This window comes from Microbacterium sp. 4-7 (assembly GCF_014332665.1).
In the GTDB taxonomy this organism is placed as follows: Bacteria; Actinomycetota; Actinomycetes; order Actinomycetales; family Microbacteriaceae; genus Microbacterium.
In genome coordinates, this window is record NZ_MCRH01000007.1 from 269055 (window position 1) to 290685 (window position 21631).

Annotated in this window: 21 protein-coding genes and 1 tRNA gene; 14 read left to right on the forward strand and 8 right to left on the reverse strand. The window is 68.0% G+C overall.

The annotated features are described in order from the left end of the window. The first annotated feature begins 2 nt into the window (after positions 1 to 2). Genes BEP68_RS15905 through BEP68_RS15935 form a run of 7 tightly spaced genes read left to right on the forward strand, consistent with a single transcriptional unit; the run spans position 3 to position 7384 of the window. Complete coding sequence (locus BEP68_RS15905; protein ID WP_187250550.1) at positions 3 to 1094, forward strand: polyprenyl synthetase family protein; 1092 nt, start codon at positions 3 to 5, stop codon at positions 1092 to 1094. Next, the gene (locus tag BEP68_RS15910) at positions 1091 to 1996 is read left to right on the forward strand and encodes a phytoene/squalene synthase family protein (RefSeq protein ID WP_187250551.1); all 906 of its coding nucleotides are present in this window, start codon (positions 1091 to 1093) and stop codon (positions 1994 to 1996) included. Before BEP68_RS15905 ends, BEP68_RS15910 begins: the two co-directional genes overlap by 4 nt. Beyond that, on the forward strand, positions 1993 to 3594 hold the full coding sequence (crtI, locus tag BEP68_RS15915; RefSeq protein WP_187250552.1) for a phytoene desaturase family protein: 1602 nt from the start codon (positions 1993 to 1995) through the stop codon (positions 3592 to 3594). Before BEP68_RS15910 ends, crtI begins: the two co-directional genes overlap by 4 nt. After that, entirely contained in the window at positions 3594 to 3935 is a 342-nt protein-coding gene (locus tag BEP68_RS15920) for a lycopene cyclase domain-containing protein (protein ID WP_222839460.1), read from the forward strand. The genes crtI and BEP68_RS15920 overlap by 1 nt, the downstream gene beginning before the upstream one ends. Continuing rightward, positions 3932 to 4276, forward strand: a complete 345-nt coding sequence (locus BEP68_RS15925; protein WP_053097231.1) for a lycopene cyclase domain-containing protein — start codon at positions 3932 to 3934, stop codon at positions 4274 to 4276. Before BEP68_RS15920 ends, BEP68_RS15925 begins: the two co-directional genes overlap by 4 nt. Continuing rightward, positions 4273 to 5160 carry a prenyltransferase gene (locus BEP68_RS15930; protein ID WP_056279918.1) on the forward strand — a complete coding sequence of 296 codons (888 nt, stop codon included), beginning with the start codon at positions 4273 to 4275 and terminating at the stop codon, positions 5158 to 5160. The genes BEP68_RS15925 and BEP68_RS15930 overlap by 4 nt, the downstream gene beginning before the upstream one ends. A gap of 37 nt (positions 5161 to 5197) precedes the next feature. Beyond that, positions 5198 to 7384, forward strand: a complete 2187-nt coding sequence (locus tag BEP68_RS15935; RefSeq protein ID WP_053097235.1) for an MMPL family transporter — start codon at positions 5198 to 5200, stop codon at positions 7382 to 7384. Between the two features lie 4 nt (positions 7385 to 7388). On the opposite strand, the gene BEP68_RS15940 is transcribed toward BEP68_RS15935, so the two are convergent. The 4 genes from BEP68_RS15940 to BEP68_RS15955 all read right to left on the reverse strand — a co-directional run bounded on the left by BEP68_RS15940 (position 7389) and on the right by BEP68_RS15955 (position 10116). After that, a tRNA-Arg gene (locus BEP68_RS15940) sits at positions 7389 to 7462 on the reverse strand. A gap of 41 nt (positions 7463 to 7503) precedes the next feature. Then, positions 7504 to 8001, reverse strand: coding sequence for an HNH endonuclease (locus BEP68_RS15945; protein WP_053099198.1), 498 nt, complete (start codon positions 7999 to 8001; stop codon positions 7504 to 7506). A 329-nt stretch (positions 8002 to 8330) separates the two neighbouring features. Further along, positions 8331 to 9050: a M23 family metallopeptidase gene (locus BEP68_RS15950; protein ID WP_053099199.1), complete on the reverse strand. Its 720-nt coding sequence runs from the start codon at positions 9048 to 9050 to the stop codon at positions 8331 to 8333. 364 nt (positions 9051 to 9414) lie between these two features. Continuing rightward, positions 9415 to 10116 carry a metal-dependent transcriptional regulator gene (locus tag BEP68_RS15955; RefSeq protein ID WP_053097237.1) on the reverse strand — a complete coding sequence of 234 codons (702 nt, stop codon included), beginning with the start codon at positions 10114 to 10116 and terminating at the stop codon, positions 9415 to 9417. 99 nt (positions 10117 to 10215) lie between these two features. On the opposite strand from BEP68_RS15955, the gene serC reads away from it, so the two are divergent. Then, positions 10216 to 11328 (forward strand): phosphoserine transaminase, encoded by a 1113-nt coding sequence (serC, locus tag BEP68_RS15960; protein ID WP_187250553.1) that lies wholly within the window; start codon positions 10216 to 10218, stop codon positions 11326 to 11328. Between the two features lie 70 nt (positions 11329 to 11398). Here the strand turns inward: serC and BEP68_RS15965 are convergent, their stop codons facing one another. Together BEP68_RS15965 and BEP68_RS15970 are read right to left on the reverse strand one after the other, a co-directional pair. Further along, positions 11399 to 12106: a DUF3027 domain-containing protein gene (locus BEP68_RS15965; protein WP_187250554.1), complete on the reverse strand. Its 708-nt coding sequence runs from the start codon at positions 12104 to 12106 to the stop codon at positions 11399 to 11401. Beyond that, positions 12090 to 12470 carry a cold-shock protein gene (locus BEP68_RS15970; RefSeq protein ID WP_053097241.1) on the reverse strand — a complete coding sequence of 127 codons (381 nt, stop codon included), beginning with the start codon at positions 12468 to 12470 and terminating at the stop codon, positions 12090 to 12092. The genes BEP68_RS15965 and BEP68_RS15970 overlap by 17 nt, the downstream gene beginning before the upstream one ends. A gap of 139 nt (positions 12471 to 12609) precedes the next feature. Between BEP68_RS15970 and BEP68_RS15975 the strand changes: the two genes are divergently transcribed. The 6 genes from BEP68_RS15975 to BEP68_RS16000 all read left to right on the forward strand — a co-directional run bounded on the left by BEP68_RS15975 (position 12610) and on the right by BEP68_RS16000 (position 19212). Continuing rightward, the gene (locus BEP68_RS15975; protein WP_053097244.1) at positions 12610 to 12885 is read left to right on the forward strand and encodes a hypothetical protein; all 276 of its coding nucleotides are present in this window, start codon (positions 12610 to 12612) and stop codon (positions 12883 to 12885) included. Between the two features lie 10 nt (positions 12886 to 12895). Beyond that, positions 12896 to 14605 carry a helicase-associated domain-containing protein gene (locus BEP68_RS15980; protein ID WP_187250555.1) on the forward strand — a complete coding sequence of 570 codons (1710 nt, stop codon included), beginning with the start codon at positions 12896 to 12898 and terminating at the stop codon, positions 14603 to 14605. A gap of 11 nt (positions 14606 to 14616) precedes the next feature. Further along, positions 14617 to 16257, forward strand: coding sequence for a DNA repair helicase XPB (locus tag BEP68_RS15985; RefSeq protein ID WP_187250556.1), 1641 nt, complete (start codon positions 14617 to 14619; stop codon positions 16255 to 16257). Positions 16258 to 16358: 101 nt separating this feature from the next. Beyond that, complete coding sequence (locus BEP68_RS15990; protein WP_053097249.1) at positions 16359 to 17045, forward strand: response regulator transcription factor; 687 nt, start codon at positions 16359 to 16361, stop codon at positions 17043 to 17045. A 56-nt stretch (positions 17046 to 17101) separates the two neighbouring features. Continuing rightward, positions 17102 to 18799 (forward strand): sensor histidine kinase, encoded by a 1698-nt coding sequence (locus BEP68_RS15995; RefSeq protein ID WP_072591604.1) that lies wholly within the window; start codon positions 17102 to 17104, stop codon positions 18797 to 18799. Between the two features lie 125 nt (positions 18800 to 18924). Next, on the forward strand, positions 18925 to 19212 hold the full coding sequence (locus tag BEP68_RS16000) for a WXG100 family type VII secretion target (protein ID WP_056279906.1): 288 nt from the start codon (positions 18925 to 18927) through the stop codon (positions 19210 to 19212). Positions 19213 to 19287: 75 nt separating this feature from the next. On the opposite strand, the gene groL is transcribed toward BEP68_RS16000, so the two are convergent. Together groL and BEP68_RS16010 are read right to left on the reverse strand one after the other, a co-directional pair. Continuing rightward, the gene (gene groL, locus BEP68_RS16005; RefSeq protein WP_053097253.1) at positions 19288 to 20907 is read right to left on the reverse strand and encodes a chaperonin GroEL; all 1620 of its coding nucleotides are present in this window, start codon (positions 20905 to 20907) and stop codon (positions 19288 to 19290) included. A gap of 122 nt (positions 20908 to 21029) precedes the next feature. Continuing rightward, on the reverse strand, positions 21030 to 21608 hold the full coding sequence (locus BEP68_RS16010) for a LytR C-terminal domain-containing protein (protein ID WP_230100374.1): 579 nt from the start codon (positions 21606 to 21608) through the stop codon (positions 21030 to 21032). Positions 21609 to 21631: the final 23 nt, after the last annotated feature.

Consider the following 21631-nt stretch of genomic DNA (forward strand, 5'->3'; position numbering starts at 1 on the left):
TCATGACCGCGACCGTGACGCAGACCGCGCCGCGAGAGGACATGAGCACCCGTGTCGAAGAGGTGCTCCGACAGCGCTTCGCCATTCACTGCGAGAACGCCGAGGTGTACGGAGCCGAGTTCGCCGCCCTCTGGCGCGCGACCGCCGACCACGCTCTCGGCGGCAAGCTCGTGCGCCCGCGGCTGCTGCTCGACATCCACCGCGCGCTCGTCCCGACCGCAGGCGAGGACGCGATGATCGGGGCTGTCGACATAGCGACCCATATCGAGCTCCTTCACTATGCCTTCCTCCTTCACGACGACGTCATCGACGGAGACCTGACCCGCCGCAAGCGACCCAACCTGATCGGGCAGCTCGCCGCCGGCACACCCGGCGCCTCCGAGCAGGACGCGCTGCACTGGGCCAGGTCCAGCGCGATCCTGATGGGCGATCTGATGCTCTCGGCCGCGATCATGGGCTTCGCCCGGGCGGATGTGCCGGCGCACACACGAGGACGCCTCCTCGACCTGGTCGAGCAGACGATCCTCGAGACGGTGGCCGGCGAGCACACCGACGTCGCATTGAGCCACGGGATCATCGCCTCCGACGTCGACACCGTCCTGTCGATGAGCGTCTACAAGACGGCCACCTATTCGTTCTCGCTCCCGCTGCGCGCCGCGGCGCTCCTCGCCGACTCCTCCACCTCGGCCGAGGAGACGCTGCAGGCCGTCGGCCGCCACCTGGGTCTCGCCTACCAGCTTCAGGACGACCTGCTCTGCGTCTTCGGCGACCACCGGACACACGGCAAGGACCCCTTCTCCGACCTGAGAGAGGGCAAGGAGACGGCCATCATCGCCTTCGCGCGGTCGACGAGCGCCTGGCACGACATCGAACCGCGGTTCGGTTCGGCGGACCTCAGCCTGCAGGACGCCACCTCGATGCGCGATCTGCTGCGCGAGTGCGGAGCGGAGCGATTCGTGATCGGCCTCATCGGCGATCAGCTCGACGCGGTCTACGCGCTGCTGTCCGAGGCGGAGCTCGCCGGCGAGATCAGCTCGGATGCCGCACGGTCGATCCTCGTCTCCACCTCCCGCCTCGAAGGGCGTCACGCATGACCCCGAACCCTCACGACGCATCGGGTGCGAGTCTGGGGCGGTTCAACCGCGCCGCCGACACCGCATCCACCGAGGTCATCCGCACATATTCGACATCCTTCGGACTCGCGACGCGCCTGCTCGGCGAGAGATACCGTCAGCACGTGCGCAACATCTACGCGATGGTGCGCATCGCAGACGAGATCGTCGACGGAGTCGCCGCCCAGGCGGGGCTCGACGAGTCGGCGCAGAGCGGAGCGCTCGCGTCGTACGTCTCGGAGACGCACCGGGCGATGCGCGTGGGGTACAGCACGGACCTCGTCCTGCACGCCTTCGCGCGAACGGCGAGGGAGTGCGGGATCGGCGAAGATCTCACGCAGCCGTTCTTCGACTCGATGGCCGCCGACATCGCCGCGGAGTCGCACTTCACGTCCTACGACGCGGCGGCTCATGAGCGCTACGTCTACGGCTCTGCCGAGGTGGTCGGCTTGATGTGCCTGCGTGTCTTCCTGCGGGACGAGCGGCGCACCGACAGAGAGCTCGAGACCCTGACGCACGGAGCACGGCAGCTCGGTGCGGCATTTCAGAACGTGAACTTCCTGCGCGACCTCGCGGATGACACGGATCGACTGCAGCGCGGTTACCTCGGCGACGGCGGCCGCCTCACCGACGGCGATCGGGACGAGTGGGTGCGCACGATCACGGCGCAGCTCGATGATGCGGCGCGCTCGATCCCGCTGCTGCCCAAGGACTCTCGCGCCGCGGTCCGCAGCGCACTCGCGCTGTTCGCGGCTCTCACGCGCCGGGTCGCGAAGACTCCGGCCTCGAGTCTCTACGAGCAGCGGGTGCGCGTACCCGATCCGGTGAAGGCGATGCTGGCCGCGCGCTCGGTGCTCGTGACCGCGATGGAGCGGAGCCGATGAGCCGGGTAGCGGTCATCGGCGCAGGCGTCGCCGGTCTCGCCGTCGCCGGCCTGCTCGCCCGTGACGGCCACGATGTGACCGTCTACGAGAAGAACGGCCGTGTCGGTGGTCGTGCAGGCACCATCGAACGCGACGGCTTCCGCTTCGACTCCGGGCCCTCGTGGTACCTCATGCCCGAGGTGTTCGATCACTTCTTCGAGATGATGGGCACCTCGACCCAGGAGCAGCTCGATCTGACCCTCCTCGATCCCGGGTATCGCGTATTCCGGGCGCCGCTCGCGGACGGGCGCACGGCGCCGTCCGTCACGGTTCCCACCGGTCGTGACGCGGTCTCGCGCCTCTTCGAGTCGCGCGAGCCCGGCGCCGCACAGGCCCTGGATGTCTACCTCGACTCGGCGCACGACGCCCGTGTGATGGCCGAGCGCTATTTCCTCTACAACCCGTTCACGAGGCTGCGCACGCTGATGACACCGGAGGTGCTGCGCGCACTCCCCCGTCTCTTCAGCCTGCTGGGCACGCGCCTGCAGTCGTTCGCGGCGCGGCGTTTCCGTGACCCGGTCATCCGGCAGCTGCTCGGGTACCCCGCCGTGTTCCTCGGCACGGACCCCCGCACCGCACCGGCGATGTACCACCTCATGAGCGCTCTCGACCTCGATGAGGGCGTCAGCTACCCCCAGGGCGGATTCTGGCGCGTCGTCGAGCGCATCGCGGAGCTCGCGGAGGCGGCCGGAGCCGAGATCGTGCTGGATGCCGATGTCACGGCGATCAGCACCGGCGTCCGGTCGGGTGCTCCGACCGTCACGGGCATCGAGTGGCGCGACGCCGACGGAATCGCGCACCGGGCCGAAGCGGACATCGTGGTGTCCGGCGCCGATCTTCACCACACCGAGACGGCGCTGCTGCCGCCGCACCTGCGCACCTACCCCGATTCCTGGTGGCAGCAGCGCACGAGCGGTCCCGGCGCCGTGCTGGTGATGCTCGGCATCCGTGGTTCCGTGCCCGAGCTGCCGCATCATTCCCTGTTCTTCACGGAGGACTGGGATGCGAACTTCGACGCGATCTTCGGCGACGACCCCGAGATCCCCTCACCCGCATCGATCTATGTCTGCCGCCCGAGCGCGACCGACCGCACCGTGGCCCCCGAGGGCCACGAGAACCTCTTCGTGCTCGTGCCGATCCCCGCCGACACGGCGTTGGGAGCGGGCGGCTCCGACGGTGCCGGCTCCGCCGCGATCGAGGAGGCCGCGGATGCGGCGATCGACCAGATCGCGAGCTGGGCCGGCATCCACGACCTGCGTGAGCGCATCGTGGTGCGCGAGACCAAGGGCCCCGCGGACTTCCTCGAGGACTACAACTCGTGGCGCGGCGGGATGCTGGGGCCGGCGCACATCCTGTCCCAGAGCGCGATGTTCCGTGCTCAGAACGAGTCGCGCCAGGTGTCGGGCCTGTACTACGCGGGTGCCACGACCGCGCCGGGCGTGGGGGTGCCGATGTGCCTCATCAGCGCGGAGATCGTTCTCAAGCGCATCCGCGGCGACCATTCCAGCGGCCCTCTCGATGTCGCGACCCCGGCAGGGTCCACCCGCGGGGAATCCTGATGGGCTTCCTGTATCTCGCGCTCCTGCTCATCACGCTCGGCTGCATGCTGCTGCTCGACCGGCGGTTCCGGCTCTTCTTCTGGAGCGACGCGGTGACCGCGGCGATCGTCACGGCGATCGGATTCGCCTTCTTCCTCGCGTGGGACGTCGCCGGCATCGTCGGAGGGATCTTCTTCCGGGGCGAGGCCGCCGTCGCGACGGGGATCGTCCTCGCCCCCGAGCTCCCCATCGAAGAGCCTGTCTTCCTGCTCTTCCTCGTCGTCTGCACCATGGTCGTCTACACCGGGGCTGTGCGGATCCTCACCCGACTGCGCCGACGCCCGGCGGAGGTCGCATCGTGACCTACATCGAGCTCTCCGCATGGTTCGTCGGCGTCGCCGTCGTGGCGGCCGCCGTTCTCTCCGTGGTCGCTGGTCGGAACAGAGCCCATCTCGGCGCGATCGCCGCGACCGTCGTCGTGCTCTTCCTCCTCACCGCCGTCTTCGACACCGTCATGATCGCCACCGGACTGTTCCACTACTCCCCCGATCACCTCCTCGGGGTGCACATCGGTCTCGCACCGCTCGAGGACTTCGCCTATCCGCTCGCAGGGGCCGTGCTGCTGCCGACCCTGTGGGCAGCGCTGCGCGCACGTCGACGCGCGCGCGCCGGCCTCCGAGGCGCCGAGGAGGATCCCTCGTGAGCTCCTCGACCCGCGGATCCACCGGTCGCGACGCCCGGCAGATCGTCCTCTCCTCCCGCCCCATCAGCTGGATCAACACGGCATTCCCCTTCGCGGCCGCCTACCTCCTCAGCACGCGCGAGATCGACCTGACGCTGATCATCGGCACCCTCTACTTCCTCGTGCCGTACAACCTGGCCATGTACGGCATCAACGACGTGTTCGATTACGCGTCCGACCTCGCCAACCCGCGCAAGGGCGGGATCGAGGGCGCGCTTCTCGCCCCCCGCATACACCGCGCGACCCTGTGGGCGGCGGTCGTGACGAACGTCCCGTTCCTGGTCTACCTCGTGGCGGTCGGGAATCCCGCATCCTGGCTCTGGCTCGCGATCAGCGTGTTCGCGGTGATCGCCTACTCCGCACCCGGGCTCCGGTTCAAAGAGCGGCCGTTCCTGGATTCGACGACCTCGAGCCTGCACTTCGTCACTCCGGCGATCGTGGGGCTGACCCTTGCCGAGGGCGCCGTCACCTCGACAGCGGTCATCGTGCTGCTCGCGTTCTTCCTGTGGGGCATGGCCGCGCACGCCTTCGGAGCGGTGCAGGACATCGCGCCCGACCGCGAAGGGGGCATCGGCTCGATCGCGACCGTGATCGGAGCACGGGCGACCGTACGGCTGTCGATCGCGCTGTGGGCACTCGCCGGCATCGCCATGCTGTTCACGTCCTGGCCGGCACCCTTGGGCGCCGCACTCGCGCTGCCGTACATCGTCAACGCCGCACCCTGGTGGAACGTCACCGACGACACATCGGCGGGGACCAACCGCGCGTGGCGACGCTTCATCTTCCTCAACTACTTCGCCGGGTTCCTCGCGACGATGATCCTCATCCTCGCCTGGGTCTCCTGACGCACCCCGATCCCCTGCACCTTCCGAGAGGAATCTGATGTCCACCCCTGAGCACGCGCCCACCCCGCCGACCCGAGAGCGCACGCGTCGGCACTCCTGGGCGCGCGTCTTCATCCCCGTCGCCCTCATCCTCATCTGGCTGGTGGGCGCAGGGCTCGGCGGCCCGCTGTTCGGCAAGGTCGACGAGGTCTCATCGAACGATCAGACGAGCTACCTGCCTGAGTCGGCCGATGCGACGCAGGTGCAGAAGCTCCTCGGCGAGTTCAACGACAGCGATGCCATTCCGGCGATCGCGGTGTTCGTCGCCGATGACGAGCTGTCGGAGTCAGACCTCCAGACCATCTCGGATGCGGTGGCCGACGCGCCCTCCGTCGAGGGCGTGAGCGAAGACGTCTCTCCCGCTCTGACGTCGGACGACGGCAAGGCCGTCCAGGCGTTCATCCCGATCGAGGGCGACGCGGAACTCGCCGACGCGATCGATGCACTCGGCACTCAGCTGCGGGATGCCGCGCCTGACGGCGTCACCGTCTACATCACGGGTCCCGCAGGATTCAGCGCCGACCTCGTCGCCGGGTTCGCCGGCATCGACGGCCTCCTCCTGGGCGTGGCCCTGCTCGCGGTGCTCGTCATCCTCGTGCTGGTCTACCGCTCGTTCCTGCTGCCGATCGTCGTGCTCTCGACGAGCCTCTTCGCACTCTGCGTCGCGCTCCTCGTGGTCTGGTGGCTGGCGAAGTTCGAGGTGCTGCTGCTCAGCGGCCAGACCCAGGGCATCCTCTTCATCCTGGTCATCGGAGCGGCCACCGACTACGCGCTGCTCTTCGTGGCGCGGTTCCGCGAAGAGCTGCGCGTCACCCGAGACAAGGGGGCCGCCGTGCTGGCGGCCTGGAAGGGCTCCTTCGAGCCGATCGTGGCCTCCGGCGGGACTGTCATCGCCGGACTGCTCTGTCTGCTGCTCAGCGACCTCAAGTCGAACAGCACCCTCGGTCCGGTGGCCGCCATCGGCATCGTGTTCGCGATGCTCGCCGCGCTCACACTGCTGCCGGCTCTCCTGCTGTTGTTCGGCCGCGCGGTGTTCTGGCCCCGTCGCCCGAAGTTCGAGCCCGAGGTCGTCGCTGACGAGCACGGCATGCGCAAGACGGGCCTGTGGGCACGGCTCGCGAACCTCATCACCCGCCGCCCTCGCGTCATCTGGATCGTGACGACCCTGGTGCTGCTCGCCGGCGCTTCGGGCGTCCTGCAGCTGAACGCCGTCGGCGTGCCCCAGTCCGATCTCGTGCTCGGCGCGTCCGAGGCGCGCGACGGTCAGGTGGCTCTGGGCGAGCACTTCCCCGGCGGCTCCGGCAGTCCCGTGTACGTGGTCGTCGCGGAGGACGAGCTGCAGGATGCCGCCGACGTGCTGCTGGCCGACGATGGAATCGACGGGGTCTCTGTCACGGCCGCTGACTCGCCGAGCGGTTCGGCGCCGGTCACGGAAGACGGCCTGGTCGCCGTCGGCCCTCCCGGGACCCCGGTGCCCGAGCCCACCGTCGTCGACGGAGACGTTCTTCTTCAGGGCACTCTGACCGACGCGGCCGACTCTGACGCGGCTGCCGCGACGGTGCGGGACCTGCGCACCCAGCTGGACGAGCTCGATGCTCTGGTCGGCGGAGTGACGGCGACCGCGATCGACACGAACGACGCCTCGATCCACGACCGCAACCTGATCATCCCGGTCGTCCTGGTCGTGATCATGCTGATCCTGATGCTGCTGCTGCGGTCGATCCTCGCGCCGGTGCTGCTCATCATCACCACGGTGCTGTCGTTCGGCACGGCGATGGGCGTCTCGGCACTGGTCTTCAACGGAGTGTTCGACTTCCCCGGTGCCGATCCTGCGGTTCCGCTCTACGGATTCGTGTTCCTCGTGGCACTCGGCATCGACTACAACATCTTCCTGATGACGAGGGTGCGCGAGGAGTCGCTCGAGCACGGCACGCGCGAAGGCGTGCTTCGCGGACTCTCGATCACCGGCGGCGTGATCACGTCCGCGGGTCTCGTACTCGCAGCGACCTTCGCCGCCCTGTCGGTGATCCCGATCCTGTTCCTCGCGCAGCTCGCGTTCATCGTCGCGTTCGGAGTGCTGCTCGACACCTTCGTGGTGCGCTCGCTGCTCGTGCCGGCACTCGCCTACGACCTGGGTCGAGTGATCTGGTGGCCATCGAAGCTGTGGCGCAACGGCCGTGACTGAGATGTGCCCTCGACTGGATTCGAACCAGCGACCTGCCCTTTAGGAGAGGGCTGCTCTATCCTGCTGAGCTACGGGGGCGAGGATTCCATTCTAGAGGAAGCCCCGCCCCCGCCTTCCGTTCACGCGGCGAGTGCCAGGTACGGCTCCCATCGCGGGTCGCTCCGCTCCGTGCCGCGGACCGTCCACGCCGTCCCGTGCGGAGGACGCGGTGCGAACCTCAGTTCCCAGCGCATCTCCTGCGGCGTGCGGTCGCTCTTGGTGTTGTTGCAGCGCAGGCAGCACGCGACGAGGTTCTCCCACGAATCAGCCCCTCCGCGCGAACGCGGCATCACGTGGTCGATGGTCGAGGCGGCCTTGCCGCAGTAGCCGCAGCGGTGGTTGTCACGGCGGAGGACGCCCCGCCGTGTGACCGGGACGCGTCTGCTGATCGGAATGCGCACATACCGCGAGAGGACGATGACGGCAGGACGGTCGTAGACGCCGTGACTGCCCCAGACGGGGTCGTCCTCGACACGTTCGATGACCGTCGCCTTGTCGTTCATGACCAGGACCAGGGCTCTCTTGAACGACACGATCGCGAGCGGTTCGTATCCTGCGTTCAGTACAAGTGTGCGCATCGTCATCCTCTCGATCCGCCGGGACGGCTTCCCGGCACTCTCGACTCACACGAAGCCGCACAGGACGGAAGCGTTCGCGGGGATGAAAAAAGGCGCTGTCTACAGACAGCGCCTCATGCGCACGGCAAGACCGTGGCGTCCCTGCGGACGATGCAGAAGGACGTGACGACCGAGGGCATCCATGGTTCGGATGTTCGGTATTCGCTCCATCAGCTTCTCCCGACTATGCGACAACGGGTTCAGGCTAACCCATCAGCAGCACAGGAGGGTCAAACTGCGGGTGAACGCACGAAGGCGTGTCCGCGAGGGAAAGATGAAGGTGCGAGGGATCAGCCCGCGTTGGCGCCGAGCCAGGCGATCGGCTCCATGAGGCCGCCGTTGACCCAGACCTCGAAGTGCAGGTGGTTGGCTGTCGAGCGTCCGGTGCTGCCGACGAAGCCGATGAGCTGTCCGGCGGCGACGGTCTGCCCCGCCTGGACCTGACGCGAACCGTAGATCATGTGACCATAGGTCGTCTGCACGCGCTGACCGCCCACGACGCTGTCGAGCATGACGGCGACGCCGTATCCGCCGATGCTCTCGGCAGAGGCACGGACGACGCCCGCAGCCGCAGCGTAGATCGGGGTGCCGGCCGGGGCGAGCATGTCGGCGCCCTGGTGAGCGCCGCCGACGGTGCGGCTGACGTTGTAGGAACCCTGAGGAAGCGGGTACCGGACCTCGCCGGAACCGGGCGACACCAGCGCGTAGCGACCGATGTCGAAGCTGGTGTTCGACGCAGAGGCGACGGAGGCTGCAGCAGCGGCCGCGCGGGCCTTTGCGGCCTCTTCGGCCTTCTTCTTCTCGATCTCGTCCGGAGTCGTGGCGCTGAAGGTACCGCGACTCAGCGGAGCGGCGGTCGCGTCGGACGCGACGACCAGAGACTGGGCGTCGACAGCAGCGAGCTGCTGGACGGTCGCCGCGGTCTCTGCCGGCTTCGATGCGGCGTAGGCGGGAAGAGCGACAGCAGCGACGAGAGCACCGACGGCCCCGAAGATGGCGATCGAACGCAAGGGCTTAACGACCTTGCGAGCGTCGACGCGGCTGCGAGAGCTGCGGGCGACTGCTCGATCTTCAGTTGTCTTCTCGGGCGATTCGATGTCTTTGGCCAAAACTTAGTCCTCCTGCGCCTGCACGCTCGGGAAGCGCTGGCTCGTCGGCACTCTGCTCTCGTGGCACGTATGTAGCTCGGGTACGTTGTGCGGTCTGACCGGGAGGTCGACGAGCCTGGAAGGCGAATCCTCTCGGGTGTCGTCAGCGGGCTTCTTCGACGACTCGTCCGAGGTTACCGGAAGATAACGATCCTGTCACCCTGCGAACCTGGCAATCCTCGGAGAGGCGGAATCACGCGGATGTCGGGCCCTTCGGCCTCGAAGTTCAGGCGGGCTCGCCGACCAGGAAGATGTGCGAGGCGAGTTCGACGGGGAGCTCCAGACCGTCTTCCTTGCCCTCCATCTGGATGAGCACGTAGCCCTCGTTGAAGCGATAGTCGCCCTTCGCACCGGGAACCACGCCTGCGTCTCGCAGCTGCTCGAGCAGCTCCGGGTCGACCTGAGCGGGCTCGGCGAGACGGCGGACGGTGCCATCGATCGGAGCGCCGGCGGCGTTCAGCTTCTGCACGAGCCCGATGACGCCCTCGTCGAACGTGCGCGCAGGCGCGTCGCCGAGCTGGTCGAGGCCCGGGATCGGGTTGCCGTACGGGGACTCCGTGGGGTGGCCGAGCAGCTCGACGAGACGACGCTCGACCTGCTCGCTCATCACGTGCTCCCAGCGGCACGCCTCTTCGTGGACGAACGCCCAGTCGAGGCCGATCACGTCGGAGAGGAGGCGCTCGGCGAGGCGGTGCTTGCGCATGACGTTGACCGCCTTGCGACGACCGGCGTCGGTGAGTTCGAGGGTGCGGTCTTCGGAGACGACGACGAGGCCGTCGCGCTCCATGCGCCCGACCGTCTGCGAGACCGTCGGACCCGAGTGGCCGAGCCGCTCGGAGATACGCGCACGCAGCGGCACGATGTTCTCCTCCTCGAGTTCGAGGATGGTGCGGAGGTACATCTCCGTGGTGTCGATCAAGTCCGTCATGTGGCCCTCCGGGTCTTCTTAGGCAAGCCTACATTCCCGCGCGGACATCAGGGCGTCATGCGGTGAAGGCACCGGGGGCCCACGCCGTAGAATCAACGCATGGCGATCGAGATTCCCCGTGACCTCCTGCCCGCTGACGGCCGCTTCGGCTGCGGTCCCTCGAAGGTGCGCACCGAGCAGCTCGATGCGCTGCTCGCCGCAGGTCCGACGTTGCTCGGCACCTCGCACCGACAGGCACCCGTCAAGAACCTGGTGGGCAGCGTCCGCGAGCAGCTCGCAGCACTCTTCCGCCTTCCCGAGGGATACGAGATCATCGTCGGCAACGGCGGCTCGACGGCGTTCTGGGACGCCGCCGCCTTCGGCCTGATCGAGCGCCGCAGCCAGAATCTGGTGTTCGGGGAGTTCGGCGGCAAGTTCGCCGCCGCCGCTGCCGCACCGTGGCTCGAGGCGCCGGATGTGCGCAAGTCCGAGCCGGGCTCGCGCACCGCTGCAGAGGTCGTCGACGGCATCGACGTCTACGCCTGGCCGCACAACGAGACGTCGACCGGCGTCTCGGCACCGATCGAGCGCGTGGTCGCCGACGGCGCTCTGACCGTCATCGACGCGACCAGCGCGGCCGGTGGCATCGACTTCGACGCCTCTCAGGCGGACGTCTACTACTTCGCGCCGCAGAAGAACCTCGGCTCCGACGGGGGCCTGTGGTTCGCCGCGGTGTCGCCCGCCGCCGTCGACCGCATCGAGCGCATCGCCGCTTCGGGTCGGTACATCCCGGAGTTCCTCAGCTTGAAGAACGCCGTCGACAACTCCCGACTCAACCAGACGCTGAACACTCCCGCACTGACGACGCTGCACCTGCTCGACAGCCAGCTCAGCTGGATCCTGTCGAACGGCGGCCTCGCCTGGGCCGGCGCCCGCACGGCGGAGTCGTCCGGCATCCTCTACGACTGGGCGGCGGCGTCCACGGTGGCGACCCCGTTCGTCACGGACGCGGCGCACCGGTCACCGGTCGTCGTGACCATCGACTTCGACGACAGCATCGATGCGGCGGCGGTCGCCAAGACCCTGCGCGCCAACGGCATCGTCGACACCGAGCCGTACCGCAAGCTCGGTCGCAACCAGCTGCGCGTCGCGACCTTCGTCTCGATCGAACCGGACGACATCCGACAGCTCACCCGCTCTCTCGACTACGTCCTCGGGCAGCAGGGCGCCTGACACCCACCGACGAAGACGAAAAGGGGCCGCGTGCGAACGCGGCCCCTTTTCTCACTCGTCCCGTGGACGATCATTCCTCGTCGTCGGAGTCCTCGTCGTCGTCGGAGTCGTCATCCTCGTCGTCGGAGTCGTCATCCTCGTCGGAGACGTCGTCCTCGTCGTCATCCGACTCGTCCTCGTCGTCGTCCGCGTCGTCCGAGTCGTCGTCGTCCTCGGCGGCGGAGTCGTCGAGCTCGTCGATGTCGACTCCGTCGAGGTCACCGGCGTGCAGCTCTCGCGGCTCCGCGGCCAGTTCGTCCTCATCGATGTCGTCATCGTCGTCGTCGTCGTCGTCGAGTTCATCGTCGTCATCGTCGTCGAGGTCGTCGCCGTCGAGATCGTCGTCGGAGTCGTCGTCCTCGACCGATGCGGCATCCTCGTCGTCCGCGGCGGCCGCGGCCGCCTGCTCCGCGAGCTCCACCTGGTGGGCGCGGTACTCGGCGAGGCGTTCGGCCCACGGCACCCATTCGGGTGCGAGCAGGGCGCCGTCGCCCGGCAGCAGCTCGAGTTCGAGCACCGTCGGCTCCTCGTCATCGACGCGAGCGACCGTGACGGTCCAGAACCAGCCGGGGTATCCGGGGAGCCGGTTCTCGAAGCGCAGCGAGACCGAGCCGTCCTCCTCGGGGAGATAGTCGGCTGCGGGTCCGACGGTCGACGCCGGAGTGATCTCGTGCAGGGCGGCGAGCGCGAGATCGTGAGCGTCGATCAGACGCTGGTCCGCCTCAGGCTTCGAGGTCATCGGCTACCTTGCGCAGAACTGCCGCGATCTTGCGGCCTTGTGCAGACGAGGGGTAGCGGCCGCGACGCAGGTCGCCGCCCATTCCGTCGAGGAGCTTCACGAGATCCTCGACGATGATCGCCATGTCGTCCGCGGGCTTGCGCTTCGCCTTCGCGAGGCTCGGCGGCGCTTCGAGCACCCGGACGGACAGCGCCTGCAGGCCGCGCTTGCCGTCGGCGACACCGAACTCCACGCGTGCACCCGCCTTCACAGCGGCGCCGGCCGGCAGAGCGGAGGCGTGCAGGAAGACGTCCTGGCCGTCATCGGCGGCGATGAAGCCGAAACCCTTGTCTTCGTCGTAGAACCTGACCTTGCCGGTGGGCATGGAAGAAACCTCGCTGAGTCGGTGTGGAGCTGGATGGGACGCACGTGTGCGGCCACCCCCAGCCTACCGGTCGCCGGGCACGGAATCCGTAGGTCACGATGCGGAACCGTGCCACCCCGCAACGACTAGGCTGAGACGGATGAGCACCAAGAGTCCCGAACCTGAGGTTCCCGTTCGCCGCATCGATCGCATTCTGGCGTTCACGGCACTCGGACTCGCTGCGGCGTCCATCATCTGCTTCTTCGCGATCATCATCGGCACAGCGGTCGGCATGCAGCAGGAGGACTTCGGTTCAGGCGCATGGCCGTTCATCGCCGCGATCCCCTACTGGGGGCTCCCCGCCGCCTTCGTCATGATCATCGTGCTCCTCGCCATGAGCTTCATCCGCAAGGGGCGCGCGGCATCGCGGCCCTGAGGTATCCGGCATGAGCACGCACGCCCGACCGCTGGCCGAATGGCTGTCCGCGGCGAGCGACGAGCAGCTCAGCACCCTCTTCACGGCACGGCGAGTGCGCCCGGACGTCAACTGGCAGGACTTCTTCGACGCCGCCGAAGCGCTTCTCGATCCCGCGTCGCTCGCTCGGGTCCTCCCCACCCTGACGCGCGACGAGGCCGCAGCCCTTCTCGCGTTCGCAGCGAGTCCCGCGTCGGAACACTCCGCGCAGCGCGAGACCCTCGAAAGCCTCGCGCTGCTGCGCCCGGACGGGGCGCCCTTCCCGCCGGTGGTCACCGCCGTCGCAGATCGTGCGGAGCCGAGTGCACCCAACGACACCGTGCCGGAACCCACGACCGACACCGAGACGGCCCACGCTGCCGAGCGCGCCTTCACCACCGTCTCGGCCCTGGCCGATCTGCTCCTGCTCGCCCGCGAGAAGCCCTTCACCCTGCTGGCCGGCGGCAACGTCAGCGCCGGCGAGAAGCGACAGCTCGGCGAGTCGGGCGTCGTGGCCGAATCGATCGACGCGCTGATCGCCATCGCCGTCGACTCGCGCCTCGTCGCACCGGACGCCCGCAGACTGCGCACGACGCCACAGACCGAGGAATGGCTGCGATCGTCCGTGGCCGATCGGTGGAGCACCCTGGTCGAAGGCTTCCGCGACGCTCTCCCCCGCGGTCTGCGCACCACGGAGGGCGGGTGGATACCCCCGAGCGACTGGGCCGACGCTCACCCCTGGGACCCTGCCTGGGCAGAGCAGAGCACGGCTCTGCTGGAGCGCGCCCGCCTGCTCGGGCTCATCGCCGATGAGGGCCGTGAGCCCGCATGGGCGGCGGCGATCCGGCGCGGCGCGAGCGTCGACGCCACTCCCCTCACGGCACTCCTCCCGAGCGAGGTCGATCGCATCTTCCTCCAGAACGATCTGAGCGCGATCTCCCCCGGCCCGCTGGCCCCCGGTCTGGACGTGCGGCTGCGCACGATCGCCGCGCGCGAGTCCGCCGCTCAGGCCTCCACCTATCGTTTCACTCCCGAATCGATCGCGCACGCACTCGTCGCCGGCGAGACGGAGCAGTCGATCCTCGAGTTCCTCGAGTCGCTCTCGCTCACCGGCATTCCCCAGCCGCTCCGGTATCTCGTCACCCAGACCGCCCAACGCCACGGCCTGGTGCGGGTGTCGACAGACGCCGAGACCGGGCGAACGCGCATCGAGAGCAGCGACCAGCATCTGATCGAGGCCATGTCCGTCGACCAGGGGCTCCGGCCGCTCGCCCTCACGAAGCACGTCGCCTCGCTCACGACCCGCGTCGGGCGCGACACCGTGTACTGGGCGCTCACGGATGCCCGCTACCCCGCGACGCTCGTCGACGAAGACGGACACGCGGTGGCCGGCGAACGGAACCCGGTCTCCGAGGCGACGCCCGACCCGGCGCCGGACTACTCGGGCCTCATCGCCGCGCTGCGCTCGCGCCAGGGTCCCGACGCCGACGCGGCCTGGCTCGACCGCGAGCTCGAGGCCGCCGTGCGCGCGAAGGCGGTGCTGCGGGTCAGCGTGGGCATGCCGGACGGATCGACCAGGGAGCTGATCCTCGAGGCGACCGGGCTGGGCGGAGGCCGGCTGCGCGGGCGCGACCGGGCGGCAGACGTCGAGCGCACGCTTCCGGTGTCGAGCATCCGCGCCGCCACCGTGATCGCACAGTAAACTGGACAGCTATGTCTGATGGCCCCCTGATCGTCCAGAGCGATCGCACCGTGCTGCTCGAAGTCGCCCACGCCGATGCCGAGAGCGCCCGCCACGAGCTGGCGATCTTCGCGGAGCTCGAACGCGCGCCGGAGCACATCCACACCTACCGGATCACGCGGCTCGGCCTGTGGAACGCCCGCGCCGCCGGGCACACCGCCGAGGACATGCTCGACACGCTGGACCGCTGGTCCCGGTTCCCCGTGCCCCCGTCGGTGGCCGTCGACCTGCGCGAGACCGTGAACCGCTATGGGCGCCTCGTCATCGAACGCGACGACGAGGGCACCCTGATCCTGCGTTCGACCGACCCCGCCGTGCTCGCACAGGTGGCGAACAACAAGCGCATCCAGCCGCTGCTGATCGGCCACCCGGCTCCCGACACGTTCATCGTCGATGCCTGGGCGCGCGGTCAGATCAAGCAGGAGCTCCTGAAGATCGGCTGGCCTGCAGAAGACCTCGCCGGTTACACCCCCGGCACCCCGCACGAGATCGAACTGGCAGAGGACGGATGGGCGATCCGCCCCTACCAGCAGGATGCCGTCGACGCCTTCTCGAAGGACGGCTCGGGCGTCGTCGTCCTCCCCTGCGGCGCCGGCAAGACGATCGTCGGCGCCGGCGCGATGGCCGCGACGAAGACCACGACCCTCATCCTCGTCACCAACACGGTCTCGGCTCGGCAGTGGCGCGACGAACTGCTCAAGCGCACGAGCCTCACGCCCGAGGAGATCGGCGAGTACTCGGGGCAGGCCAAAGAGGTCAAGCCGGTGACGATCGCGACCTACCAGATCCTCACGGCCAAGAGGAAGGGCGAGTACGCCCACCTCGCCCTGCTGGATGCTCTCGACTGGGGCCTCATCGTCTACGACGAGGTTCACCTGCTCCCCGCACCGGTGTTCAAGCTGACCGCCGACCTCCAGGCGCGTCGCCGGATCGGCCTCACCGCCACGCTGGTCCGCGAGGACGGACGCGAGGGAGACGTGTTCAGCCTGATCGGGCCCAAGCGGTTCGACGCCCCGTGGAAGCAGATCGAGGCGCAGGGTTTCATCTCCCCCGCCGTCTGCTACGAAGTTCGGGTCGACCTCCCGCCGGACGACCGGCTCGAATACGCCGCCGCGACCGACGACGAGCGCTACCGCCTCGCCGCCTCCGCCCCGGCGAAGATCGACGCCGTGCGCGAGCTCATCGCGAAGCACAAGGACGAGCGGATCCTCGTGATCGGTCAGTACCTCGACCAGCTGGACTCCTTGTCGCAGTCGTTGAACGCGCCGCAGATCACCGGCGCGACGCCCATCGACGAGCGCGAGGAGCTCTACCGCGCGTTCCGCGAGGGCGAGATCTCGCTGCTCGTGGTGTCGAAGGTCGCGAACTTCTCGATCGACCTCCCCGAGGCGTCCGTCGCCATTCAGGTGTCGGGTTCGTTCGGTTCCCGCCAGGAGGAGGCTCAGCGCCTCGGCAGGCTCCTGCGCCCCAAGCAGTCGGGCCGCACGGCGAGCTTCTACACGCTCGTCGCACGCGACACGATCGACCAGGACTACGCCCAGAATCGCCAGCGGTTCCTCGCCGAACAGGGATACAGCTACACGATCATGGATGCCGACGCGATCGCGGCCTGAGCGTCTTCACTCCCTCGGAACAGCGCCGCTACGCGGAGGGCGAAAGCGCCGCTCCGAAGGATAGTCAGCATCCGCATGGCCGAAGTCACCATAATGGGGACATGACTGATGCGCGCATCCTGGTCGTCGACGACGAACCCAACATCCGCGACCTGCTCTCGACGGGTCTCAGCTTCGCCGGGTTCCAGGTGAAGACCGTCGCCAACGGCGCCGCCACGATCTCGGCGGTGCTCGAGGAGGAGCCGGACCTCATCATCCTCGACGTGATGCTTCCGGACATGAACGGCTTCAGCGTGACCAAGCGTCTTCGCGGCGCCGGGTTCACTGCGCCGATCCTGTTCCTCACGGCGAAGGACGGCACGGACGACAAGATCGAGGGGCTCAACGCCGGCGGCGACGACTACGTCACCAAGCCGTTCAGCCTCGACGAGATCGTCGCCCGCGCTCAGGCCATCCTTCGCCGCACGATGCAGGCCGACGAGGAGTCGATCATCCGGGCCGGCGAGCTGTCGATGGATCAGGACACCCACGACGTGCAGGTGGGCAAGGAGTCGATCGAGCTGAGCCCGACCGAGTTCAAGCTGCTGCGCTATCTGATGCTGAACCCGAATCGCGTGCTGTCGAAGGCCCAGATCCTCGACCACGTGTGGGAGTACGACTTCAACGGCGATGCCGGCATCGTCGAGAGCTACATCTCGTACCTCCGCCGCAAGATCGACCCGCACACCGAGGAGTCGGTGATCCAGACGAAGCGCGGCTTCGGATACATGCTCAAGGTCGGCAAGTAGTCCGGCACACCGCCGCACGCTGACGCCGCACAGCATCCGTCTCCAGGGAGGTCCGCATGGCGCACAAGCCTGACGCGATCACCCGGTGGTGGCGGTCGATCAGCCTGCGCGCCAAGGTGACGGGTGTCACGGTCGCAGTGCTCGCACTGGGTCTTCTCGCCGCGGGCATCGGCACCGTGCCGATCCTGCGCAACTCGCTCATCAGCAACATCGATGCGCAGCTTCCGGCCCTGGTGTCGGCGGATCTCGCGAGCCGCTACTTCGAGGTGACGGTCGAGGACGGCGAGACCGTCTACACCCCCACCGACTCGCCACGAGACTTCTTCGTCGCGATCTACGACGCCGAGGGCGTGCTGCAGACGACCACGGGGAACTCCGCCAACGGACAGCCGCTCTTCCCCGCGACCTATTCGCCTCTCGACGTGCAGGCGAACGAGGACACGCCGTTCACGATGGAGGGGACCGAAGGGTCGAGCTTCCGCGCCGCTGTCGCGCGGGTGCCCGGAGAGGGCGACGGATCGCTGCGTATCCAGATCGTCGCGATGCCTCTCGAGTACGCGGATCGCATCATCAGCCAGTACTTCGGCATCTACATCACGGTCGCGTTCGTCACGATCTTCCTGGCCGCTCTGCTGACCCGCGGTCTGGTGACCCTGACATTCCGTCGACTCGGGCAGGTCGAGTCGACCGCCATGTCGATCGCCGCCGGCGATTTCACCCAGCGTCTCACCGATCTCGAGCCCACGACCGAGGTCGGCCGCCTGAACAGCGCGATCAACACGATGCTCGACCGCGTCGACGCGTCGCTCGCGCAGCGAGATCGCACCGTGCAGCACATGCGGCGCTTCATCGGAGATGCCAGCCACGAGCTGCGCACTCCCCTGGTGAGCGTGCGCGGATACGCCGAGCTCTACCGCATGGGCGCGATCAAGGGCGAGGAAGACACCGCACGCGCGATGGAGCGGATCGAGAAGGAGGCGATCCGCATGGGCGTCCTGGTCGAGGACCTCCTCGCTCTTGCGCGCCTCGACGAGGAGCGGGAGCCCGAGATCGAAGCCCTCGATCTTCGACCGATCGCGCGAGACGCCGCTCTCGACCTGCGCGCTGCGGCTCCGGCGCGCACCGTGACCGTGGTCGATCGCACCGTCGAGGCTCCGCTGATCGATGTCACCACGCGCTCCACACCCGTCGTTCCCTCCGCTCCGGAGACGCCAGCACCCCGTGGGCTCTCACGCGGAACGCTCGCGCGCCTGCGCCGTCGCCCCCGGAACTCCGGTGCGGCCGTGCCGGCGATCGACTTCACCGAAGCGGCGGACATCCCCGTGCGCACGCCGCCGATCGTGCTCGGCGAGGAGAACAAGGTCCGCCAGGTCGTCACGAACCTGCTGGGCAATGCGCGACGCTTCTCGGCGGAGGAGAGTCCGATCGAGATCGTGGTCGACGCAGATCGTGTGCGAGGCACGGGGAGCATAGCCATCGTCGATCATGGTGAGGGGATCCCGCCGCAGATCCGCGAGCAGATCTTCGAGCGCTTCTGGCGCGCCGACACCTCGCGCGCTCGCGAGACGGGAGGGTCGGGCCTGGGTCTCGCGATCGTCTCGTCCATCGTGAAGGCGCTGCACGGAAGCGTCGCGGTGTCGGAGACGCCCGGCGGCGGAGCGACGTTCACCGTCACCCTCCCCCTCGCACCTTCACGCGCGACACCTGCGCATCTTCTCGAGGACACCCAGCCGATCGAGCCGCTCGACATCTGACGGCTCCTGCTGCACGGAGAATCCTCCGCGCAGGTTCTCCACAGCGGCTGCGGGCGATCGCGCCGCATCGGCATCCGGCAGTCGCCCCTCCCCTACCGTCGGAGAACCGAACGAGAGGAGTTCCCATGTCCGTCATCACCGTCGACACCGAAGCAGTAGGTGCCGCCCAAGGAGCCGCACTGGCCACGATGGAGCGTCTGCAGACCGAGTCTGCGACGCTCATGTCCCAGCTGACGCAGCTGCAGGCATCGTGGGTCGGCACCGCCTCAGCCGCGTTCCAGTCATGCGCTGAAGAGTGGCGAGGAGCCCAGCTGCACGTCGAGCAGGTGCTCGAGTCCATCGGGCACTCGCTGGGCAGTGCGGCGACGCAGTACGCGGATGCCGATCAGTACTCGGCGAGCCTGTTCCGCTGACTCACGGGTTCGACCGCCCGCGAACGCAGAAACGCCCCGACCGAGGTCGGGGCGTTTCTGTTCAGCAGTGATGGATCAGAAGTCCATGCCACCAGACGGGTCACCCATCGGGGCCGGAGCCTTCTCGGGCTTGTCAGCCACGACGACCTCGGTGGTGAGGAAGAGAGCCGCGATCGATGCTGCGTTCTGCAGCGCCGAGCGGGTCACCTTCGCCGGGTCGATGATGCCCGCTGCGAACATGTCGACGTACTCACCGGTAGCCGCGTTGAGGCCCTGACCCGAGGGAAGCTCGGAGACCTTGTTCGCGACCACACCCGGCTCGAGGCCGGCGTTCAGGGCGATCTGCTTCAGCGGAGCCTCGATCGCGACGCGAACGATGTTCGCACCGGTCGCCTCGTCGCCCGAGAGCGAGAGAGCGTCGAGAGCCTTGGTGCCGGACTGGATCAGCGCGACGCCACCACCGGGGACGATGCCCTCCTCGACGGCTGCCTTCGCGTTGCGGACGGCGTCCTCGATGCGGTGCTTGCGCTCCTTGAGCTCGACCTCGGTTGCCGCGCCCGCCTTGATGACGGCGACGCCACCTGCAAGCTTGGCGAGGCGCTCCTGCAGCTTCTCGCGGTCGTAGTCGCTGTCGGTGTTCTCGATCTCGCGACGGATCTGCGTGACGCGACCCTCGATCTGGTCTGCCTCTCCGGCACCCTCGACGATCGTGGTCTCGTCCTTGGTGACGATGACCTTGCGAGCGCGACCCAGCAGGTCGAGCGTGGCGTTCTCGAGCTTCAGGCCGACCTCTTCGGTGATGACCTGACCACCGGTGAGGATCGCGATGTCCTGCAGCTGCGCCTTGCGGCGGTCGCCGAAGCCGGGTGCCTTGACGGCGACCGACTTGAAGATGCCCTTGAGCTTGTTGAGCACGAGAGTCGCGAGAGCCTCGCCCTCGACGTCCTCGGCGATGATGACGAGCTCCTTGCCGTCCTGGATCACCTTGTCGACGATGGGCAGAAGGTCCTTGATGTTCGAGATCTTCTGGTTCGCGATGAGGATGTAGGCGTCTTCGAAGACAGCCTCCTGGCGCTCCGGGTCCGTCACGAAGTACGGGTTCAGGTAGCCCTTGTCGAAGCGCATGCCCTCGGTGAGCTCGAGCTCGGTGCCGAAGGTCTGCGACTCCTCGACGGTGACGACGCCCTCCTTGCCGACCTTGTCGATCGCCTCGGCGATGAGCTCGCCGATGGCGGGGTCAGCAGCCGAGATCGAAGCGGTCGCAGCGATCTGCTCCTTGGAGTCGATCTCCTTCGCGCTGGCGAGGAGCTCCTCGGTGATGGCCGCGACGGCCTTCTCGATGCCGCGCTTCAGCGAGATCGGGTCTGCGCCGGCTGCGACGTTGCGCAGACCCTCGCGGACCAGAGCCTGGGCGAGCACCGTGGCGGTGGTGGTTCCGTCACCGGCGACGTCGTCGGTCTTCTTGGCGACCTCCTTGACGAGCTCCGCACCGATCTTCTCGTACGGGTCGTCGAGCTCGATCTCCTTGGCGATGGAGACGCCGTCGTTCGTGATCGTGGGGGCGCCCCACTTCTTCTCCAGCACGACGTTGCGACCGCGCGGGCCGAGCGTCACCTTGACGGCGTCGGCGAGAATGTTGAGGCCGCGCTCGAGGCCGCGGCGGGCCTCCTCATCGAAAGCGATGATCTTTGCCATGAGTTTTGTCGTCCCTCCTGGACGTAGACGTTGGGTTTAGCACTCAGAGTGAGAGAGTGCTAACGCCATTCTGGCACTCGACCCCATCGAGTGCAAGCTGCGGGGAGGGACCGCGCGGCGCTCTACGGGGCAGGGGTGTCTGCGGGAGTCTCGGGAGCGGTGGTCGCGCGATCGAGTCCGATGACCACCGTGAGCTGCTTCGCGCCGGTGTCGTTCAGATCGGTGTAGAAATCGCTCTGCTCCACCTGCGCTCCGCCGATGAGGTTCGCGAGGCCGATGGCCGCGAGCTCGTCCTCGTCGGCGACGTAGTAGACCGTCGTCGTCGAGAAGTCCTGGCTCGCACTGTCGGTCGCGAACACGACGTCCGCTGCCCAGCCGTTGTTGATCAGGACGTCGCGCATCTGCTCGTCGAGCCCCTCGTCCGGGGATGCGTTGAGGATCATCACCGAGTAGGTGACGTCGACGACTCCGGTCTCGACGGGTGCAGGACTGGCCGTGGGGACGGCCTCCGGGAAGAGGCTGATACGCCCCATCACCACCAGCGAGCCGAAGATGCCGCCGATGATGAGCACCAGAGCGGCCACGAAAGACCAGAGGAGCACGACCCAGCCGTTCATCCCCGGGGCTTCGGCGCGATGCGCTCCGACGCGTCCGGATGATCGGGGGACGTCGTCGAATCGATCTCGGCTGGGCTTTGACACCCCTCGATGCTAACGGCACCGAC

What these genes read in the sequence shown, in the direction of transcription:
- BEP68_RS15975 (WP_053097244.1), top strand. Translation starts at nt 12,610, where the DNA reads ATGAGCACCAAGAGTCCCGAACCTGAGGTTCCCGTTCGCCGCATCGAT.
- BEP68_RS15905 (WP_187250550.1), top strand. Translation starts at nt 3, where the DNA reads ATGACCGCGACCGTGACGCAGACCGCGCCGCGAGAGGACATGAGCACC.
- BEP68_RS15920 (WP_222839460.1), top strand. Translation starts at nt 3,594, where the DNA reads ATGGGCTTCCTGTATCTCGCGCTCCTGCTCATCACGCTCGGCTGCATG.
- BEP68_RS15955 (WP_053097237.1), bottom strand. Translation starts at nt 10,116, where the DNA reads ATGACGGACTTGATCGACACCACGGAGATGTACCTCCGCACCATCCTC.
- BEP68_RS15935 (WP_053097235.1), top strand. Translation starts at nt 5,198, where the DNA reads ATGTCCACCCCTGAGCACGCGCCCACCCCGCCGACCCGAGAGCGCACG.
- BEP68_RS15980 (WP_187250555.1), top strand. Translation starts at nt 12,896, where the DNA reads ATGAGCACGCACGCCCGACCGCTGGCCGAATGGCTGTCCGCGGCGAGC.
- BEP68_RS15945 (WP_053099198.1), bottom strand. Translation starts at nt 8,001, where the DNA reads ATGCGCACACTTGTACTGAACGCAGGATACGAACCGCTCGCGATCGTG.
- BEP68_RS15965 (WP_187250554.1), bottom strand. Translation starts at nt 12,106, where the DNA reads ATGACCTCGAAGCCTGAGGCGGACCAGCGTCTGATCGACGCTCACGAT.
- crtI (WP_187250552.1), top strand. Translation starts at nt 1,993, where the DNA reads ATGAGCCGGGTAGCGGTCATCGGCGCAGGCGTCGCCGGTCTCGCCGTC.
- serC (WP_187250553.1), top strand. Translation starts at nt 10,216, where the DNA reads ATGGCGATCGAGATTCCCCGTGACCTCCTGCCCGCTGACGGCCGCTTC.
- BEP68_RS15970 (WP_053097241.1), bottom strand. Translation starts at nt 12,470, where the DNA reads ATGCCCACCGGCAAGGTCAGGTTCTACGACGAAGACAAGGGTTTCGGC.
- BEP68_RS15985 (WP_187250556.1), top strand. Translation starts at nt 14,617, where the DNA reads ATGTCTGATGGCCCCCTGATCGTCCAGAGCGATCGCACCGTGCTGCTC.
- BEP68_RS15910 (WP_187250551.1), top strand. Translation starts at nt 1,091, where the DNA reads ATGACCCCGAACCCTCACGACGCATCGGGTGCGAGTCTGGGGCGGTTC.
- BEP68_RS15995 (WP_072591604.1), top strand. Translation starts at nt 17,102, where the DNA reads ATGGCGCACAAGCCTGACGCGATCACCCGGTGGTGGCGGTCGATCAGC.
- BEP68_RS16000 (WP_056279906.1), top strand. Translation starts at nt 18,925, where the DNA reads ATGTCCGTCATCACCGTCGACACCGAAGCAGTAGGTGCCGCCCAAGGA.
- BEP68_RS15990 (WP_053097249.1), top strand. Translation starts at nt 16,359, where the DNA reads ATGACTGATGCGCGCATCCTGGTCGTCGACGACGAACCCAACATCCGC.
- groL (WP_053097253.1), bottom strand. Translation starts at nt 20,907, where the DNA reads ATGGCAAAGATCATCGCTTTCGATGAGGAGGCCCGCCGCGGCCTCGAG.